Origin of the sequence: Pedobacter steynii (assembly GCF_900103665.1) — a bacterium.
GTDB lineage: Bacteria > Bacteroidota > Bacteroidia > Sphingobacteriales > Sphingobacteriaceae > Pedobacter > Pedobacter steynii.
Genome location: NZ_FNGY01000004.1, coordinates 410321 through 430672, shown reverse-complemented (window position 1 = coordinate 430672; position 20352 = coordinate 410321). Strand labels below are relative to the sequence as shown.

General features: G+C 42.7%; 16 protein-coding genes. 8 read left to right on the top strand and 8 right to left on the bottom strand.

Annotation, left to right across the window (positions count from 1 at the left end; translation table 11 throughout):
- Positions 1 to 93: 93 nt before the first annotated feature.
- Genes BLQ87_RS13935 through BLQ87_RS13920 form a run of 4 tightly spaced genes read right to left on the bottom strand, consistent with a single transcriptional unit; the run spans position 94 to position 2738 of the window.
- Entirely contained in the window at positions 94 to 729 is a 636-nt protein-coding gene (locus BLQ87_RS13935) for a response regulator transcription factor (protein WP_074607655.1), read from the bottom strand.
- Entirely contained in the window at positions 719 to 1495 is a 777-nt protein-coding gene (locus tag BLQ87_RS13930) for a sensor histidine kinase (protein WP_074607652.1), read from the bottom strand. Before BLQ87_RS13930 ends, BLQ87_RS13935 begins: the two co-directional genes overlap by 11 nt.
- On the bottom strand, positions 1471 to 2118 hold the full coding sequence (locus BLQ87_RS13925) for a hypothetical protein (protein ID WP_074607649.1): 648 nt from the start codon (positions 2116 to 2118) through the stop codon (positions 1471 to 1473). Before BLQ87_RS13925 ends, BLQ87_RS13930 begins: the two co-directional genes overlap by 25 nt.
- Before the next feature lie 2 nt (positions 2119 to 2120).
- Positions 2121 to 2738, bottom strand: coding sequence for a hypothetical protein (locus BLQ87_RS13920; protein WP_074607647.1), 618 nt, complete (start codon positions 2736 to 2738; stop codon positions 2121 to 2123).
- Positions 2739 to 2947: 209 nt separating this feature from the next.
- Here BLQ87_RS13920 and BLQ87_RS13915 point away from each other — a divergent pair, with 209 nt between their 5' ends.
- The 6 genes from BLQ87_RS13915 (at position 2948) to BLQ87_RS13890 (ending at position 11487) form a co-directional block, all read left to right on the top strand.
- On the top strand, positions 2948 to 4225 hold the full coding sequence (locus BLQ87_RS13915) for a hypothetical protein (protein WP_074607645.1): 1278 nt from the start codon (positions 2948 to 2950) through the stop codon (positions 4223 to 4225).
- A 20-nt stretch (positions 4226 to 4245) separates the two neighbouring features.
- The gene (locus tag BLQ87_RS13910; RefSeq protein ID WP_074607643.1) at positions 4246 to 5175 is read left to right on the top strand and encodes a chymotrypsin family serine protease; all 930 of its coding nucleotides are present in this window, start codon (positions 4246 to 4248) and stop codon (positions 5173 to 5175) included.
- Positions 5172 to 6152 carry a hypothetical protein gene (locus tag BLQ87_RS13905; RefSeq protein WP_074607641.1) on the top strand — a complete coding sequence of 327 codons (981 nt, stop codon included), beginning with the start codon at positions 5172 to 5174 and terminating at the stop codon, positions 6150 to 6152. Before BLQ87_RS13910 ends, BLQ87_RS13905 begins: the two co-directional genes overlap by 4 nt.
- 172 nt (positions 6153 to 6324) lie before the next feature.
- On the top strand, positions 6325 to 9330 hold the full coding sequence (locus BLQ87_RS13900; protein ID WP_074607638.1) for a SusC/RagA family TonB-linked outer membrane protein: 3006 nt from the start codon (positions 6325 to 6327) through the stop codon (positions 9328 to 9330).
- Between the two features lie 17 nt (positions 9331 to 9347).
- Positions 9348 to 10745: a SusD/RagB family nutrient-binding outer membrane lipoprotein gene (locus BLQ87_RS13895; RefSeq protein WP_074607937.1), complete on the top strand. Its 1398-nt coding sequence runs from the start codon at positions 9348 to 9350 to the stop codon at positions 10743 to 10745.
- 64 nt (positions 10746 to 10809) lie between these two features.
- On the top strand, positions 10810 to 11487 hold the full coding sequence (locus BLQ87_RS13890; protein WP_172664912.1) for an Imm19 family immunity protein: 678 nt from the start codon (positions 10810 to 10812) through the stop codon (positions 11485 to 11487).
- Here the strand turns inward: BLQ87_RS13890 and BLQ87_RS13885 are convergent.
- The 4 genes from BLQ87_RS13885 to BLQ87_RS13870 form a co-directional block, all read right to left on the bottom strand.
- Positions 11484 to 12326 (bottom strand): XAC2610-related protein, encoded by an 843-nt coding sequence (locus BLQ87_RS13885; RefSeq protein ID WP_074607633.1) that lies wholly within the window; start codon positions 12324 to 12326, stop codon positions 11484 to 11486. The two genes, BLQ87_RS13890 and BLQ87_RS13885, sit on opposite strands and share 4 nt — an antisense overlap.
- Positions 12327 to 12482: 156 nt before the next feature.
- Positions 12483 to 14945 carry a histidine kinase dimerization/phosphoacceptor domain -containing protein gene (locus BLQ87_RS13880; RefSeq protein WP_083361861.1) on the bottom strand — a complete coding sequence of 821 codons (2463 nt, stop codon included), beginning with the start codon at positions 14943 to 14945 and terminating at the stop codon, positions 12483 to 12485.
- Positions 14929 to 16890 carry a sigma 54-interacting response regulator gene (locus BLQ87_RS13875; RefSeq protein WP_074607629.1) on the bottom strand — a complete coding sequence of 654 codons (1962 nt, stop codon included), beginning with the start codon at positions 16888 to 16890 and terminating at the stop codon, positions 14929 to 14931. The genes BLQ87_RS13880 and BLQ87_RS13875 overlap by 17 nt, the downstream gene beginning before the upstream one ends.
- A gap of 127 nt (positions 16891 to 17017) precedes the next feature.
- A complete protein-coding gene (locus tag BLQ87_RS13870) occupies positions 17018 to 18124 on the bottom strand; it encodes a sigma-54 interaction domain-containing protein (RefSeq protein WP_074607627.1) in 1107 nt (368 codons plus the stop codon).
- 192 nt (positions 18125 to 18316) lie between these two features.
- Here BLQ87_RS13870 and BLQ87_RS13865 point away from each other — a divergent pair, with 192 nt between their 5' ends.
- Positions 18317 to 18949 carry a hydrolase gene (locus BLQ87_RS13865; protein ID WP_083361878.1) on the top strand — a complete coding sequence of 211 codons (633 nt, stop codon included), beginning with the start codon at positions 18317 to 18319 and terminating at the stop codon, positions 18947 to 18949.
- A gap of 18 nt (positions 18950 to 18967) precedes the next feature.
- Positions 18968 to 20347 (top strand): alginate export family protein, encoded by a 1380-nt coding sequence (locus tag BLQ87_RS13860; RefSeq protein ID WP_074607623.1) that lies wholly within the window; start codon positions 18968 to 18970, stop codon positions 20345 to 20347.
- Positions 20348 to 20352 lie beyond the last annotated feature (5 nt).

Below are 20352 nucleotides of genomic sequence, written 5' to 3'. Positions count from 1 at the left end.
AAAGATGTTTACACCCTTTTAGGCGTACAAAAGCCCTCTGAATCATTACATTTAGAGGGCTTTGCTTTAATCAGATAATGTGGGTTACCTTATCTATAATTTAACAAAGCCTTTTCTGATCGCTTCTAATGCCATTCCTACACGACTTTGTACATTTAGTTTTTGAAATAAGCTTTCTCTGTAACCATCAATTGTCCTTTCACTAAGAAACATTAACGCAGCAATTTGCTTATAGGTGAGGTCGCTACAGGCAAGTTGTAAAAATGTCTTTTCCTTTTCATTTAGTTTAACCAGATCCTGTTCATAGTTCAGCAACCGTCTAAAATTAATATTACTGACATCAGCATTGTAATATCCCTTTAGCTGGATTTCATTAAGGGCTTTTTCTAAGTCATTGGGATGGGTATCCTTTAAGAGATAAGCACAACACCCGGCTTTAATCATTTCTATAATGGTCTTATCCGTATCATTCATCGAAAGGGCAACCAGCTTCATTGCCGGATAGTTCTGATTAAGCCACGAAGCCGTAGCTATCCCATCCATTACCGGCATGTTTACGTCAATTAGCATAATCTCCGGAATGCTGTCGTGTAGTTTTATTTTTTCTTGCAGATCCAGGCCATTTATAGCCTGTACCACAACCTCATACTTCTTAAAAGTGTGCAGCATCAATACCAATGATTTTAAAAACAACTGGTGATCATCTACAATTCCTATGCTAATTTTCATGGTCATTATCTTTAATTGGTAATTGTATATTCACCCTGGAGCCAGTTGCAGATACATTCCAGCTGATGGTTCCTCCCAACAAAGCAGTACGGTGTTTCATGTTGCTTATACCGAGGCCGGTATTGGCCGATTGCATTTCAAAACCTATTCCATCATCGTAAATTTTTAAGCTGATGGTGTTTGATGTCATGGTAATATTTATGCTGATGCTTGCTGCATCAGCATGTTTTATTGCGTTCTGCAGCGCCTCCTGCATGATGCGGAAAAGAATAATTTGTTTCTGTGTATCTATGGGTAGTTTGCCGCAATGGGTAAAATTTATGTGGGTGGTCTTTGCAACATTTATCCGGTTTATTTCGGCCTCAAGATTGGTGATGAGGTCAAATCGTTCCAGCCATTCTTTGTCCAGCGATTTGGTCAGGGCACGGAGTTCATTAATGGCTTTACCAAGCGTTTCTTCCGCCAGGTTTAAAGTCTCCGGTATTTCAGCGAGACTTCTCTGAGTTACGCCCAGCAGCATCTTTGTGCTGCTCAATAATTGTCCTACATTGTCATGAAGTTCCTTACCCAATTCCTCAAATGTGATTTCCTGAACTTCGATCTGGGACTTCATCAATTGGTTTTCAAAATCTTCCTGCATGGTTTTTTTTTCTTCCAGGTATACCCGTTGCTTCACTTTGTAGTTTACAATAGCAAATACAATCCCTATACACAGAATGAGAAGGATGATGGAAATGATGATTATTGTGGCGTAGATTTCTTCCATCTGTAAAGTGAAAAACCAATTAAAAGAAATATATATAATAAATAATTACTCACCGAATTGATGAGTGAAAAAAGAGCCTTTGTTTTATTATAGTGGGCTTTAACGGTAATTAGGTAATTAAATATACCATTAAAAGGTAATGTGCAGATGAAATAGATAAAAAAGGCCATGATAAACCAGAAGCTGGGTTGCCGGAAAATTGACCTGTCATCATTAGGCTCAATACACCACAATGCAATGATGCACCAGGTGATGATCAGTAATCCTTCAATGCTATTGCTCATGCTAGGCATCTGTTCCCATCCTTGTACGGTTAAACTGATGAGCAATGCACCGTTAATAAACACGGGAATAGAGTATAACATTAACTTTTTAACTGGCTTTAGATTGATGCCTTCGATAAGTGATAAGGTAATCAGGCTGTATTCCAGAATATTAAAGATGTGGTAAAATTTGTAATAATTTAATCCTTTACTCATGTATACCTCAACGATAGTTTCGGTAATGATGGATATCAATAATAGTAAAGCCAGTATTTTTATTCTTTTAATGTTCAAATAGAATAAGCTGTTTACAAAACAGGCGAACATTAAGAGGTAATAAAAATACTGGAGCTTAATCATGGTTAAAATTTGTCTTCAATGTACTTATAAAAAGTTTTTAAAAACCCAGGGAAATCTGTCTGGGTTAGTTCCTGGCTTTTTTCTTCAATAAAACCCCTCATCGATTTCACGTTGGTGGTGTCTAAAAAACCTTTGCCGCCATTTCCCTTTTCTTCTGAGGGCGGAAGTTCGTGCTTGAACTCACTATATATACTGTCTTCGTCCAGTTCGACGTTAGGACTTAATTCTCTTTGCGCCTTCATTCTGGCAGCAATTTGAAGCATGATTTCTTTTCCGATCACTTCTCCTGAAGCGTTGGCACCTTCAAGTGTTAGACTTGCTTCTTTGCCATCTATTTCAGGTATGGCCAGGTAGAATCTTACATATTCACAGGTTTCTTGTGATAAAATTCTGAAAATAGAGGCTTTACTGAATTCTACCCAGTAAACATTACTAAAAGCATCATTGTTGCTGATTTGATCCTGAAATCTCTTAATCATATCTAAGGCAGCGCATGGTGTAATTGGCATTCCATAGTGCTTATCGTCTGTGTTGGAAAATGGTTGTTCCAGGATAAGATCACGTTTAGTACCCTTAAGGTCAAAGCCTTTCAGGGTCATGAGTTCGTTTGGTCTTTTCATTTTTTTTTGATTTACGTTAACGGATAGTCCAAGTTGGCAATATTAATTTATATCTGCAATGGAGAGAAAAGCCCCTTTTTATACGGGGAATTTCCCGTGTCTGTTTAGGGGAAAGAGCGATTAAAAAATGGAGATAATCCACATGGTTCCCAAACCTTGGTTTGTAGAAATTTGGGTAGTTCTAATCAATTAACTAAAATCTCAAAATCATGAAAAAAATGATGTGTTTTCTCGCGATACTTATAGGTATCAGCCAGTTTTCTTATTCCCAGGTTTCCGGGGCATTTGCCTTGATGGCATTAGATGAAATCGATAGCAAGGTTTCTGTTCAAATGCAGTCTATCGATAACCTGGTCACCAACGGAATTGGTAATGGCGGCAACATGCTGCTGTCTATAACAAATAAGTTAAGAAAAGATATTAATGAAACCATTGGCAATACAGATAAGATGCTGAGGGAAAATCAATTGCTTGTTTTCAATCAGGTAACCAATCTGGCGAATGAATTTAATACTGCAATAAGTGAACATATAGAAGGGTTAGATCTGATCTCCGTGAGGATTTCTCAAACTGCCCAAGACTTGATATTCAGAAGGACTGAACCAAATATTTTTCAGTTTAATACGGGGAAGTTTATAAAGGATTATTCAAAAGATTATACCATAAAAATAACAGGCAACAATTTTAGCAGGTCAGATAAAGTCTATATCTCCATAAATAACAAAAAAATTGAACCAGTTGAACGGAATTTTCAGGAGATGATCTTTAAAATCGATTCTGCTGATATCAAGGATTCCGGTGAAAATAACTTCTATACCCGTGCCAGTATTATTTTTGAATGGAGAAAGGGGCTTTTTAATAAGAAGATGATTACGAATGAACCCTTTATTATTCCCATCATCCCTTTAAATATTGGGGTCGCTACCTTCTTTTATGAACAGGAATTCCCGGAAAGACAATATCAGGCTCCAATCGAGTATACTTGTGAGTCACATGTTGGCGGAAGTGGACTGGGAGGAGGAGTGAGAAGAAATAGCACGGCATTTAACCTTTTGCCGACTAACGGCAGATTTATAGATCCTACTAGTATAAGTGGTATTAGGCTTCACAGAAGATATGGAGGAGGCTACGTTTTTAATATAATTACCGAACAACAGATCGCGGGACGTCTTACCTCGGAATCGCAAGATAGGAGATTTGGCGGTGGTGGATCAGCTACGCTGAAGTTTTCCTATAAAGAGTTTGAAATCGTATATAAAGCTAAAAAGTCTGTTTCTGAAAACAATCTGGTTACATCCGTCAATCCTTTTGTGTTGGTAATGCCCGATCCTGTAGATAACAAGAGACCAAATTTAAACTACGTCTCCATATTGACTTTTGATAACCGGGAATTAAAGGTAGTTCCAAATCAAAGCAATAAATACTTCTCGCTGAGTATAAATCCAAGTACCGATGATGTGGTCTTAAGCTGGAAAAAAGGAAGTTAATCTAAACAGAAGGGTTTGTTATGACATTAAGAGAACAACAAAGGCTCTATAAGCGGGCGCAGAAGCTCGCGATGCCTTTCCGGGAACAACCCGGCGTAATTGACATCGATTTTGGAATGAAAAGGGTAGCTGATCGATCCACCAATGAACTTTCCATCCGCTTTAAACTAAAAGAGAAAATTCAAATGAATTTTTTGAAATCCCATCAGGTGTTTCCAGAAAAGATCGGGGAATTTAGTACTGATGTGATACAGATCGATCCGCAACCTCAAAGTCCCTTTGTTGATCCAACCGAAGCCGTAAGGCCATTGAGAGGCGGCCTGCAGATTTTTGCCGAAAGATATCTGGGAACCGACCACTATGGCACCCTTGGGTGTGTTTTCAAAGTGAATGGCCATTTTCTTGCAGTTACCAATTATCATGTGCTTTATGGAAGCTTAAGTGAGCAGACGGTGATGGAAGATCTGGTGGGGAACGAGCGTGTGTTCCAAAACAATGGCAATCCGGCGAACAAATCCATTGGTTTCTGTTTTCGGGCCTTCGACATGTTGACCGATTATGCAACTATTGAGATTGACCCTCGTGTAGCCAGAATCCCAGAGATCAATGGATTTAAAGGACATACCGATCCAATACTGATCGCTCCGGTCTCCAACCTGAAAATAGGTTTTACCAAGGTGAAAAAGAGTGGTGTGACGACGGGAATAACCTTTGGCCTCGTTGATGGCCGGTCGCTCATTTATCCTGGTAAATTCACCATTATTCCCGATCCTAAAGCACCTGAAGGGCCAATATCAGATCCGGGAGATTCAGGCTCGGCCTGGATTATAAACGAGACAACTGAGCAGGCGCGTCTGGCCGTTCTTCACTCGGGGAGAGAATCTCCAGGCACTGCATATGGGCATGCATTTCAAGTTATTCTAAATCACATAAACTCACGTTCATCATGAAAACAATTTACATTATAGCACTCGCAACAATCTTTTGTTTAGAGAGTAGTGCACAGATTAAAAATTATGACAACTCAGGATCCATAAAGATTATCGGGGAAAAAACAATCCTTCGATTGACAAAAAAGGAGATTTACCTGAAAAAAGGGCAGCAGTCGCCAGGACTTCTGGCTGCAGTAGGTACAATTGCTCCGGCCCTGATTGGTCTTGGGGTTAAGACGGTACAGGAGAAGATTAAAAATGAAGCACTCAAATATACCGGAACCTATAAAGCATCTAATTCTGCAGAAGGATTCTATTCCAACCCAGGATATGTTGCGCCTCCAATCGTTCAGATTGAAAGAATGGTGTTGACCTCTGGTAATAAACAGGACATTGCAGCGAAGATTACCTTAATTCCCGAGCTATCGGAAGACAAAACTGCCTTTAGGTATAAGTTAGATACCGGATCTTTCCTATGCCGTTATTCTATTGCGAAAATCAAGCCTGGGTACAATTTTTTAGACCTCACTGTGGAAATCAAGGTAAAGAGCCTGAGCATTGCAGCTAGTGAATATAAGTTAAGCGAACTGAGATCGGTTTTGGTGACAATTCCTATGGTGCAGGTTAATGGTGCGACTAAGTTTGAACAGGACATCTTCTCTGGCTGGATTCCTTTCCCGCCAAAGTCCATTTTTGAAACGATTGGGGCCAAGAGTGACACGGTATCTAAAGTGACCCAATCAGATAACCTCTTAACAAAGAAGACTTCTGCTCATTCCGCTGAAAGTAGCATTACCTCATCTTACGGAGTTAAGGTTCCGCTTGCCAATGTGAAAAGCTTCGGACTATATGAGGTTGATGTTGTGGTAACTGAAACCAATCCCTTTAAGATCAAAGCGGAACAGCGCACGGCTTTTGTTGATTCAACTGCTGAGTCTGCAACTGCATTGCTAAAGGCTATAGTCGAGGCGTTAGTGCCAAAGCCAAAAGAATAAATCACCTTTAATTAAATTCATTTATTCAGGGCCTGTCTTATGCATTATAGCCAGGCCCTTTTTGTGTGTAACGAAAAAGTTAATATTCTGGGAATATCGGACAATATGCTAATCCTATATCTGCGTTTTTGCCTCTAGTTTTGGTTTAGTACTAAACCAAAAACTAACAGGGATGAAAATTAAATTAATTATGTTACTTATTTGCGCCTTCGCAATCAACCTCGCAAAGGCACAAACCAACGTGATCAGGGGGAAAGTATCTGCTGATACCGGGGAAGGGATACCAGGTATCTCGATAAAAGTAAAAGGCACTTCCATTGGAACAGCAACAGATGCAACCGGTAATTTCAGTCTTCAACATGCCGTTCCGGCCACGCTTGTGGTATCCGGTATCGGCTATCTGACCAAAGAAGTGGTATTTAACAATCAGCCAAATTTCACTGTGGTGCTTAAAAACGACATGCAGGATTTGAATGAGGTGGTAGTCACGGCACTGGGGATCAAAAGGGAAAAGAGAATCCTGACGTACAGCTCGCAGGAAGTGAAAGGCGATCAGCTGACACAGGCTAAAGAACCCAACCTGGTGAATGCAATCGCGGGAAAGGTTTCCGGTGTGCAGATCACAAGTTCTTCCGGTACCCCGGGAAGTTCATCACGAATTGTGGTGAGGGGTGCAAACTCATTTTATGGGAACAACGAAGCTTTAATGATCATTGACGGGATTCCGGTAGACAATAGCGAAAGAGGAAACCTAAATTCAGGGCCGGGAACAAACAGGATCGCAGATCTTGATCCTAATATCATTGACAACATTAACGTGCTGAAAGGTGGCGCAGCCACAGCTTTATATGGGTCGGATGGTGCAAAAGGAGTGATCATTATCACCACCAAAGCCGGACAGAAAAACAAAAAGCCAACGCTGAACATCAGCTCTGGTTTTTCATTTGAGAACCCCTTGCTTCCCGAACTGCAGAACAAATACTCTTTGGGAACAAACGGGAAATATTTTGATGGGGTAACACAAAAAACGAGTACCTCCTGGGGAGCCTTGATGGATACCTTAAAGATTAACGGACAGGCAGCAAAGGTCTATAATCAATCGGACCTGTTCTTTAAAACAGGAAAAACCTATAGCAATACCATGAGTGTGGATGGAGGGAGCAACATTGCTTCCTACTTCGTTTCTTACTCCAACCTGAAACAGGAAGGAACGGTCCGGTCAACCTCATTCAACAGGAATACACTCTTTGCAAAGTACAACATGCAGGTGATCAAGGACCTGAATATGACTTTTTCATTGAACTATGCCAATACTAAAAACGACCGCCTGCCGGAAGGTTATGCTTTGGAAAGTCCCGTTTGGACGATATTTTCTGCACCGGTATCTTATGATTTACAGCCTTCACTAAATGAAGACGGGACCCCGCGCCTGTTTCGTTTTTCCCGTAACAACCCGTATTGGGTCACGGACAACATCAAGAACAAATCGGTGGTGAACAGATTTATTCCAACTTTTACGGCTGATTACAAACCATTAGAGTGGTTAACGATCACGGAGCGCTTTGGCGCAGATGTCTATGTGGAACAGGATAAATACAAGGAATCGAGGCTGTCGGTTTCAAACCCTAACGGTCGCCTGGTAGACAATAATGTTAACTTCAGACAGTACAATAACGACCTGATGGTTAATGCCAATAAAACGTTCGGAGACTTTACCATGGACGTCCTGCTTGGAAATAACATCATCTCTACCTATACACAAAATATCTATGCGAATGGTTTAGGAATTACGGTTCCAGGCCTTGACAACATGAGTGCAGCCTCTAACGTCACTTATAAAGAGGACAATTATACCAGCAGAAAGATTGGTTTTTATGCCCAGGCCAATGTAGATTATAAAAAGTTTTTAGTGTTGTCCCTAACAGGAAGATATGATGGGAATTCCGTGCTGGCCAAACAGAGTAATTTCTATCCTTATGGCTCTGCCGCAACGAGCTTCATCTTCTCGAATTTCTTCTCTCAGGGATTGTCGGAGGTGATGAACTTCGGTAAGCTGAGACTTTCTTACAGTACGGTTGGAAATGCGAGTATAGGCGCCTACAGTTTACTGACTCCTTATGAGAGCCAGACGGTCAGGAACATCGCTTTTCCTTATAACGGACAGTCCGGGTTTTTAATCGGTGGGGTATTAAATGACCCTAATTTAAAGAATGAGCGGATCAACGAAATTGAATTGGGTTTAGAAACTGGTTTTTTCCGGAACAGGATCAGCCTGGAAGTCACTTATTTTAATAAGAAAACAGTGGATGGCATCATTCCAAATGTAGCGATTGCCCCTTCAACAGGCTATAATTCCACCAGTGTCAACTCTGCTGAAATGCGCAACCGCGGCATAGAAGTCTTGTTAAATGTCAGACCGGTAAAAACAGAAGACTTTAGCTGGGACTTTACCCTGAACTATAGCCGGATTCGCAACAAAGTGCTGGCCATCTATGGAGATGTAAAGCAAATCGGGAATGGCTTTACCAATATTATATTAAACCAGCCATACGGGGTAATTTATGGAACGAGGTATGACCGGAATGCAGAAGGAAAACTGCTTATCGACGATAGCGGATTACCAGTAGTAGCAGAGCGACAAGGAATTATAGGCGACATCAATCCCGATTGGATGGGAGGGATCGTGAACAATTTCCGCTATAAACAATTTGGCCTCAGCTTCTCTTTTGACATGAAAAAGGGTGGAGACATCCAGAATAATGTGGATGGTTACGGTTACTTCTATGGTACACCTAAGGTGACCGAAAACCGTGGTCCAAGGGTAGTCGATGGTATCAATATCAATACCGGAAATCCGAATCAGGTGGAAGTAAACGGACAGAGCTATTACCAGCGCATTAACGGCATTCTGGAGTCTGTAATTCAGGATGGTACTTACGTCAAATTAAGAAATGTAAGTCTCGGTTATACGGTTAAACCTTCATGGATTGCCAAAAGTCCGTTCAAGGCCATGTCTTTTAACATTACCGGCCGCAACCTATGGATCTATGCACCACATTTTACCGGTGGTGATCCTGAAGTAAGTTCATTTGGTTCCTCCAACGGATCGCAGGGGATATACTCTTTCTCTACGCCAACTTCGCGGTCCTTTGATTTCAGTTTAAAGTTAACCTTGTAAATTATAATACGATGAAGATGAAAAAGATATACCTGGTTTTAACGGTCATCAGTCTGATGATGAGTTCAGGATGTAAAAAATATATTGATGTAAATAATGATCCCAACAGGCCGATCAATGTGAGTGAACCGTTGATGCTGGCACCGATTGAAATGCTGATCTCCCAAAATATAAATGCTGCCGGTGATGGAAATTTAAGCATCGTTTTGCAGCAATACCTACAGGTGATTGCCTTGAATCAGGTGGCCCCAAATTTCGGCACTTATTTAATGTACAACCAGGATATGGATGGCGATTGGAACAACATGTATGTAAGAACGCTGAATAACCTTTCCATACTCAAGGGTAAAGCTGCTGAAAATGGCAACGCTAATTATTCAGGGATTGCCAAAATTTTAACGGCTTATTGTTTAGGAACAGCGACTGATGCATGGGGAGATATCCCTTACTCAGCAGCTTTTGGCGGTAAAGGAAATCTGACACCGGTATATGATAGTCAGGAATCTGTGTACAAACAAATCGACGCCTTGTTAGCCGATGGAATCGCAGACATCGCAAAGAAGGCCGGCCTGAAACCAGCGAGCGACGACTATTTTTACAATGGTGATATGGACAAATGGACAAAGCTGGCTTATACTTTAAAGGCCCGTTACCTGATGCACCTGACGAAAGCTCCGGGTTATAACGCCACAACACAGGCTCAGCTGGCAATCACTGCATTAAACAACGGGATGACGGGAAATGATGATGATCTGAAAATGGTTTTTGTGGGTACGCCGGGCACAGAAAATCCATGGCAGCAAAACTTTCTCCCTGCAAGTACTTTAGTGCTTGCCAACACCTTCGTAGATGGGTTTAAAACAAGAAACGATCCGAGGTTAGCTAAAATGGTGGCACCGGCAAAGGAAACCGGGCTTTACACCGGGAGGGAAGCTGGTTTGGATGAAATTGGAAGTCTGGAATCCTATTCGATTCCCGCAGCTTTCTATGCTGCTCCAAGTGCATTTAATTACCTGCTAAACTATACGGAAGCACTGTTTTTAAAAGCAGAGGCCACATTCCTCATATCCGGTGCAGCAGCGGCACAACCGATATATACGGAGGCTGTAAACGCCCATATGGTAAAAGTAGGTGTAAGTACTACTGATGCCAATGCTTATTTGAGCAGCCGTGGAAGCTTAACCTCAGCAAATGCATTAAAGCTGATTATAGAGGAAAAATCAATCGCTAACTTCCTGAATGCAGAGAATTACACGGACTGGCGCCGGACCGGATTTCCGGCATTAACAAAAGTTAAAAATGCCCTCTCTGAAATTCCCCGAAGGGTATTGTATCCAAACACAGAAATCATTTCTAATCCACAGCCTCAACAGAACGCAAAATTAATGGATAGGGTATGGTGGGATAAAAATTAGTACTTTTTCTTCAAATAAAAATTATATCACAAATATGTGGTATAATTTTTATTCTGATTTACAAATGAAACTAAACTTATCAAACCCGGATTTCTGTATATACCTGCTCAGTCAGTTTCCCTTCGCTGCAGATGATGAAAAGGAAATGATGCTTTCTGATTATATGATGGAGCAATTTGAAATGCCTGCAAAGGGCTGGCTTGAAGAACTATCAGGTCAAACAGATGAAAATGAAAGAGAGCTGGATCCATGGAACGGGTATACCTATGTTCATGAAGTAAATGATAAGGTGACTCTTTTTGCAGAATTTCATTCCTATAATACGGTCTATTTTTTTAATGACATCTATTTAGGGAATACCGGAGGACATTTTCATCTGTCTTTATTGAGCTGGACGGAGCTAAAAGAAATCATCTCAAATGACAAAGCCGAGCTGTCTCCGCTGTTTTTATTGTTGCTTCCCCTGGTAATTGGCAATGAATCTGAAAGAGCGGAAATTGAAAGTAAGATTTCGGAGGCACTGCAGCAAACAGCGCTGGACTTAAATGATCCCCATCTGGGGCAAATCACCAAATTTCTGACCAGGCATTTGATTTTCGGGGAGAGCCACAAAAATAGATTAATGCATAAGGAACACATTGGTCTGACCACCAGTCGCAATCATTCAGAAAGGAATCAGGAACATAGTGAGGAAGAGTTGAAACAAATCAACGAAATTATCAGTCTGGCCAGCGGAGCTTAATGGTTTGCTTTGCTGGATTTTACCCATACCAGTTTGTTTGGGCTGCTAAAGCGATAGACATCCTGCCACCAGCTCGCTCCTCCGCGACAAGACGTAAAAAGCAGCTTCTTTTTGCTGTCGATCCTGACATCACAAAGCTCGGAACAATTAGACCTGGAGTAATCCGGATCGGGTAATTTTTCAAATCGCCCCGATTTTGGCTGGTAGAGCCAGATGCTGAATATCCGGTATACGCCCATCCCGGCATCGGGTATGGAAAAGGCAACGTCATCATAGCCGTCAAAATTGTAATCAGCAATGATGCTCTGCCTGGCATGATTCGGCTGATCAAAGTCAGGCAATTGCATTGCTTTTTTCGTCCCATCTGGATATTCAATGTGGAACCGGTCATGTTTGGTATGATTGAAGGCCAGTAATGCGCCATGCAAAAGATACTGATCCTCACCATCATAACTGTCTGACTTTTGATCTGTAGATTCCAATGAAAAGCGCTTGCCATCTTTTTTTCTCAAATACCAGATGTCCAGGATTTCTCTTAAGCCCAGCGTCAGTCCATAGCTCCCTGTTACCTTTCCATTGATCACTTCATTCCACACGTAGGTCGTAAAATCAGGCTGACCACTTTTCCGTTCTGTACTGTCCACAGTCCGGCTTTTTACCTGTAAAGGAATGATCCCTTTCTGACCCTGGTATTGTACAAAAGCACCTTTGCCTTGTGTTCCGAAATAAACCCGGAGCCGGAATGTTTTGGCTTCGCCTACCGATTTTAGGTCGAAAGGCTGCGCATGGGCACTGGAAATCATCAAAAATAGAAATATAGTAGTCAGCATTCTTTTCATCGGTTAAATATAAAAAGATCAATTTTATATTTTAGGTACTTTTATTGCGCTTCTGATAATTGATGAAAAAAAATATTACTGTCAGAACGTGTGGAACGAAGAGATTTCGATTTGATTAAAAGACATCGATAAAAAGCTACTTTAAAAAGGTAAAAACTATCTTTCCGTGGCGGTCAGCTCAAACTCGATGCGGATCAATAGTCCATTATCCGACACGATCTCTGCCGTTCCGCCAAGTTGCGCTGCAAGTCCCCTGATCAGTGTCATTCCCATCGTCTTGCCTTGATCGAGGTCCTTCGGAAGACCTGTTCCGTTGTCTTTGATGCGAAAAACGTATTTTTCATTTTGGCCTTTAATCAGACTGATACTGGTTTCTCCGGGACCGTTATCTGGAAATGCATATTTAATGATATTGGTAATGGCCTCATTAATGATCAGTCCGAGAGGGATAGCCTGCGCAATGTCAAAAGATATTTTTGGAATGTCAATGATAAAATTGATCCTTTGACCAACATGAAAAGTATCGCAGAGAAACTTCATCAGGTCGTGTATATAGGCCTGGATATCCACGATATTCAGGTCTTCAGACTGAAAAAGCTTCTGATGGATCAGGGAAATAGACTGAATCCGATTCTGACTGTCCTTAATGGCAAGCCTGGCTTCTTCATTGTCCAGGTAATTCAGCTGCGAATTTAATAAACTGGCAACCACCTGGAGGTTGTTCTTGATCCGGTGATGAATTTCCTTAATGAGCCATTCCTTTTCGTTCAGGAGTTTTTCCTGGCTCGCGAGCAGCAGCTCGAGTGAATGGTTCTTATTGGTGATGATCTGCTGTTGTGCGATAAGTTGCTGGTTGGCTTTTTTACGGTGGTAGTAGTTGCGATAGATCAGGCCCATAATAAGCAATAGCGCAACAACGCCGGCTAAAATGATCCTGTTCGTCAGATCTGCTTTTTGCAGTTTACCCAATTGAAGTACGCTTTCCTTGCGCAGCAACTGATTGTCCTTCTCCTGTTGTTTAGACTGGTAACGAAGGGCAATTTCGGAAATGGTCTTGTTTGCCGAGGCATGTAACAGGGAGTCCGAAATTAGCTTGTAAAGTTTGTAATGTACAATTGCGGAGTCAGGTCTGTTTGTGGCAGAATCCAGCTGGTACAGGAAAAAGTATACATTTTTGATTTTAGAAAGCGGGTAGGTCCCTGCAGGCAGCAAGGCAATTTTGTTAAAATAGGTTCTGGCTTTGGCGAAGGATTTAGTGTGCATGTAAAACGAACCGATCATATAAAAGCTTTCCGCACTGTGATAAGGACGACCGGTGATTTTCTTTTCCCAACGGATCATGTCGAGGAAATGCGCTTCTGCAACCGCGTTTTTTTTCAAGGCCTCATAACATTTTCCTTTGATACCGGCAATGATCGTCCTCCCCAGCTCAGTGACTTCGACCTGTCGGATATTGGAATCGAGTACCTGGAATACTTCGGATATTTTCCCCTGGATAATCAGCTGATCGGTCAGGTTTTTAACGGCGGTTATTTTTGCATCACTTGCCCTGGGATCTGTCCGGTTCACCGCTTTACGGAAATAGTTGATGCTTTGCTGTGTATCTCCCAAATCTCCATATATCCGGGCTAAATTGTTGTAAAAATAACCTGCAGCGGCATCGCTTTCTGTAAGTTCCATGTATTCTATCGCAGAAATGGCGTACGACAAGGCGGCATTCTGACTTCCGCTCAATTGATTAATCGCCGATAGCAGGTCGTAAGTGAACTGCAGGTTTTTATAGCCCAGCTTTTGATACCTTTTTAACACAACCAGGAGCTGCTGCTCTGCCAGTTTCAGCTTTCCCAGGTTTAGGTTTACATCCGCAATTCCTTTGGCCATCCCGATTTCCTGCTCCGTCTGACCAATCTTTTTATAATACCGCAACGCAAGTTCGTAAAACCTGATTTTCTCGCTGCCGGGAGGGAGGTGATCTCCGATTCTGGAAGCAGTAGCTGCAGCAGACTCCAGATCTCCACTGGATTCACAGTCTTTTAGCAGCTGGGTAAAATGCTGATTTGATTTCTGATGCTGACCGTCTTCCGCATAGAGATCACAGAGGTAAAGCTCGGCCTCATGCATCAGCGGAAGCACATGCTTTGATCTGGCTATATTTTTTGCCTGCAGGAGAAAATTAAACGCCGTGTCGAGATCGCGCTTATATTCTGCCATTTTATACAAAAAATAGCTGCCAGCATTGATGAGCATTCTGGATTTTGTCAACTCGTCCATGCCTGAGCTAAGGGCTATAGCGGATTTAGTGAGACCTTTTCTGACTAATACATCTGCTAGTGTAATTCTGCTGTCCTTATTGACCGCAGGAGCAGATTTACCCGCCTCTGTTGCAGCGATTGCAAAAAAATAGGCGCTGTCCAGGTTTTGTTTGGTGTCCTGCTTATTGTAAAGGTAAAATCTGCTCAGTTTGATCTGGTAGCGGGCTATATTTTCTGCATCCTTTTGTTTGGCCAACAAAGTCCTGAGCTCAGAGAGACTATTTCGCAGGTTGGTTTGGGCAGTCCCCGGCAGAGGCAGCAAACATAGAATAACGTAGAAATAGCAACATCTAATCAGTAAATTCATACGAAATTCCCAGTTTTTTAATTTTAGAATTTAGCGTCGTTGAAGGAATATTCAGCAATTCGGCTGCTCCGCCGGGACCTGAAATTTTGCCTTTACATAAATGCAGGATTTCCAGTATATATCCTTTTTCTACTTCTTCAAGAGTTTTCGTTTTTCCGGCCGGATGTTGATTCCCGATAGCATCCGGGTTTCCAGTACGATGTGGCTTTCCGCCAACCGGATTTTCAGTCTGCTTTTCCGAAGCCAGTCCGGTATCGGTAATTTCCGTTCCGGAACTCAGCAGCACTGCCCGTTCTATCAGATGTTCCAGTTCACGGATATTGCCGGGCCAGTCGTAGCTGGTTAACTGCTGAAGCGCAATTGCCGAGATAGATTTGACAGGCCTTTCAGATTTGCTACTGTATTTTTTGACGAAATGACAGGCAAGGGCTTCGATGTCTTCTTTACGCTGACGTAGCGGGGGCAGTTCAATCGGGAATACATTGAGCCGGTAATAGAGATCAAGCCGGAATCTTCCTTCCGCCACTTCTTTTTCCAGATTGCGGTTGGTCGCGGTAATGATCCGTACGTTTATTTTTCTGGTTTGGTTCCCACCAAGCCGTTCGATCTCTTTTTCCTGAAGGACCCGAAGGAGTTTAACCTGGGCTTCTAAGGGCAGTTCACCGATCTCGTCCAGGAAGATGGTCCCACCATCCGCCTGTTCGAATTTTCCAATCCTTCTGTCGCCGGCACCGGTAAAAGCACCTTTTTCATGACCAAAAAGTGTGGATTCGATTAAGGTGAGTGGCAATGCTGCGCAATTCACCGTCACCATCTTCTTCGACTTTCTGGAGGAGAGTTCATGCAGGATCTGGGCGATGCGCTCTTTACCCGTTCCACTTTCCCCAAGGATGAGTACCGAGGTGTCATCGGCAGCAACGATCTTCACTTTGTCAAACACGGAATTTAACAGCGGGCTACTGCCAATAATCCCATGGAAATGGGAGGGAGGAGATGGATCTGTTTTGGTCTCTTTAATTTCGGCGACTGGCTTGCTGAAGAATACTTCATCGATCATCGGGCCAAAAGAAGTCATGATCTGATTGGCCAGGTCCACGTGAATGCTGTTATAAAGCTCTCCTTCGGTACTAAAGAATACGGCTCTGTAAATGTCGCCGTTAGGAGTGGTAATGGTGCTGACAATAGCAGATTCCAGTCCGAATTTATCAGATACGACCTGTGTCCACCGGTCTTCCATGCGCAGTTTTCTGAATTCGTAAGCGCAGTACAATTGCTTATCGAGCTTTAGGCCCAATGGATTCCAAAGTTTGTAGTCCCGGTTGGATACAGAAAGCAATATGAGCATGGATTCTGTAGATTCCAGTTGATAATTTCCGGAGGTCGATTTGATGACACTACAGTCGCGCGAAGGGCTCCGGGGATTCATCCTGGTCAGAAACAGCTGGTCAAAAGGTAAAACGGGCTGTAACAATTGTGCAATTTGCTTCACCTTTTCCGCACTGGCTTCGTTTTTTGTGCTGATGGTTGCTAATTGCTGCAAAAGCCCCGTCTGGTGCCGTAGGTTATATTTGATGTTCTGCCCATGCCGGTATTGCGCGATATCCAGCATAACCAACAGGTCTTTCTCCCGGAATGGTTTGACAAGAAATCCATAAGGTAAGGTGGCTTTAGCGGCCTGAAGGATGGTCTGGTTGGTATTTGCGGAAATATAAATAAAAGGAATGTTCCTATCGGAGAGCTGAATCCCTAAGTCTATTCCGGTACGTTCTCCCTGCAGTAAAATATCAATAAGGACCCAGTCGGGCCGCTGTTCAGCAATGAGTTCCAACGCCCTTGCTACCGAAGGTGCAATGCCACAGCTGTCGTACCCTGCTTTTTTTAGCATCAGGCTGAGGTCATTGGCGACGATAAATTCGTCCTCTACGATCAAAATCTTCTCTTTCATTCCTGCTCTTTGATGTTTATCATTTACCAAATAAAATGCCAGGCCTTAAGGCTTTGATTTGCTTTGTTTTAGGTGTTTCCTGCAAAGCGCAATTGATGATATATCGTGAATTTACGATTCCATTCTGCTAACGCAGTATGTGTTTTCTTGATATGTTCAGTTTCTTAAGTTTTGAGTTTAAGGTCGTTGCCGGGACACCCAGTATTTTTGCTGCTCCTGCCGGACCGGATATTTTCCCGCCACAGCACTTTAATACAGTCAGGATGTGGCAGCGTTCATTTTCAGCAATGGTTTTAATGTTCGAACCCTGATCTGCGGCAGGCATGCTTCCCCTTGCATCCGGAAGGGCTATCTCTTTGATGACTGCCGTTTTTGTAAGGAGCACACTTCGTTCTATGACATGTTCCAGTTCTCTGATATTTCCCGGCCAATCGTGGGCCATGAGCATCTTCAATGCAGTTTTAGAGAGCTGTTTAGGTTTAGTTGCGCTTTTCATCGCCAGCTTGCGGAGAAAATGACAAGATAGCTGCTCAATGTCCTCTTTTCTTGCGCTTAGCGGAGGCAACTGGATGGGAAACACGTTCAGCCGGTAAAAAAGGTCACTTCTGAACCTTCCTTCCTGCACCGCTTTCAGCAGGTCAAAATTGGTTGCGGCGATGATCCTTGCATCGGTAGGAATCACTTGTTGTCCTCCCAGGCGCTCGATTTCTTTTTCCTGTAAGGCGCGTAACAATTTTCCCTGAAGCTCCAGCGGAAGTTCGGCAATCTCGTCCAGGAATAAGGTACCGTTATCGGCGAGTTCGAATTTACCTATCCTGCGGTCTAAGGCGCCGGTAAAACTTCCTTTTTCGTGTCCGAAGAGCTCACTCTCTGCCAGATTGGATGGAATGGAGGCACAATTGAGCTTGACCATCGCTTTATGCTTTCTGGAAGAGGCATGATGAATTGCGCTTGCAATCAGCTCTTTCCCGGTGCCTGTTTCGCCGAGGATCAATACAGTACTGTTAGAAGCCGCAACGAGTGCTACTGATCTCATGACCTCCAGAATCAATGGACTGCTGCCCACAATATCATCATCATCGTTTACGGACAACTCCTCAGCAGGTAGCAATTCTTCCTGTTCCAGTCGTTGTTGGTACCCAATGATTTCCTGCTGCTGCTTTGCGATAATTTCTTTTGCCGCTTTAAGCGCCTGGGAAAGCTGGATGATCCTATCTGGTTCCGCGTGTTTCATTTCCCGAAGATACTAAAGCTTCAAATTAAAATAAGAACCCGGTTTCATTTTACGAATATACGTAAATCTGCTTTCGTAAAATGACGAAATAAAGTGAGTTTTAATTAGTGATAGATGGATTAAGCTTTTGCATATCAGTTAATTATGTCATTGGTATGTTTGTTGGTTAGTTCTGGTCAAAAATTTAAAATTATGAAACCATCACCAGATCTTTTATCACCGGAAAATCACGCTTTAGTATTAATCGACTTTGAAGGCCAGATGGCTTTTGCTACAAAAAGCATTTCAATTACGGAGTTGAGAACCAATGCAGCTATTATTGCCGGTGCTTCGCAGATTTTCAAGGTACCTACCATTGTAACCACAGTTGCAGAAGATGTTTTTTCCGGACCGGTATTTCCGGAAATTGAAGCATTCTATCCACAGGCAACTTCAGGTTATATCGACCGGACTTCTATGAATACCTGGGAAGATGAACCGGCTTACAAAGCCATTACCGCTACGGGAAAACAAAAGCTGGTGCTTGCCGGTTTATGGACCGGAGTATGCATTGTCGGACCTGCATTGTCGGCATTGGCTGAAGGATTTGATGTTTTTGTCGTGACTGATGCCTGTGGAGATGTCAGCGTAGAAGCGCATGAAAGAGCGGTTCAGCGAATGGTACATGCAGGAGTGAAGCCCATTACGGCTGTTCAGTACATCCTGGAACTGCAAAGAGACTGGGCAAGAACGGAGACTTATGTTGCCGTAACTGACCTGATGAAAAAGTATGGCGCCGGATACGGATTGGGAATTCAGTATGCGCATAAAATGATCAAACACTAATTTTCATTACCCCCGAAAATGAACATTTATTATCCCCATCTGGCGATTGTGTTGGCCGTTTGTACTTGCTTTTCAATAGCAACTGCATATGGCCAAAGCGTGAAACTGATGCGCTACGATGAGGATTATAGTCATCTGAAAGATTCGGCCAGGAACTGTTACAACCGTTTAAAGTTCCTGCCGCTTTCGGCTGATAAAAAAGTATACCTCAGTTTTGGCGGAGAGGTCAGGGAAGAATTTGGGGGAAAATTTAATGAGGACTGGATCAGAAATCAAGGTTTCAACTCCTCTTTTTTACAACGTTATTCGCTGTATGCTGATTTGAATATTGGCGCAGGACTGCGTTTTTTTACCCAGCTAAACAGCGCCCTGGAAAACGGCAGTAAATATGGCCCATCTCCGGTGGATGAAGATCAGCTTGCCGTCCAAAACCTGTTTGCGGAATACCGGATACTTAAAGATTCGTCAAACAGGTTAGCCATTCGTGTTGGTAGGCAGGAAATTAACTATGGTTCAGGGAGGTTAATTTCTGTCAGAGAGGGAACAACAGTCAGGCAATATTTTACAGGAGCTAAAGTTACCTATGCGACACCCCGGTTTTCAGTCGATGCTTTCATTTTAGAAGCTGATGAAGTTAATTTTGGGGTGTTTGACAATCGTCCGAGCCATCAGGCCAACTTGTGGGGTGCGTATTCAAATTTCTATATCCGGAAAGCCGGAAACTTCGATTTTTACTACTTGGGCGTCAGGCGCGATCATGCGGAATTTGAAGAGGGCATCGCAAAGGAACTCCGGCATACTTTAGCTGCCCGGTATTGGAAAGGCGGGGGCGGTTTTATCTATAATTTAGAGGCGGCTTATCAGTTCGGGAAATTTGGAAAGGGCAATATTGACGCCTGGACCATGGCCATTGAGCTGGGCTATACTTTCGGGAATAGCAAATTTAAGCCCTCCGTTAACCTGCGAAATGACTACATCTCGGGTGATAAAAAAGCAGGAGACGGGAAGCTGCAAACTTTTAATCCTTTATTTCCGAAAGGAGGTTATTTTGGCTTTAATCCGCTAGTCGGCCCCTCCAATTTAATGGATTTACATCCCTACTTAACACTTACCATTACGGATAAATTAACGGTTCAGGGGGATGTTGTTTTCAACTGGAGATATTCATTAAAGGATGGAATTTATCGCCCGGGTGGCAATTTTAACACCGCAGGTTCCATTTCTGACCATCGTTTTATCGGCACTACTTATTTGCTGAGTGCAGATTATAAATGCAATAACCACCTTTCATTCAGTGCCGGCGGACAATATTTCCGGGTTGGCGATTTCATCAAAGATATCGTTCCGCTTTGGGACAATTCAAAGTTTTTTAATGCTCAGGCATCCTATAAATTTTAAACCAT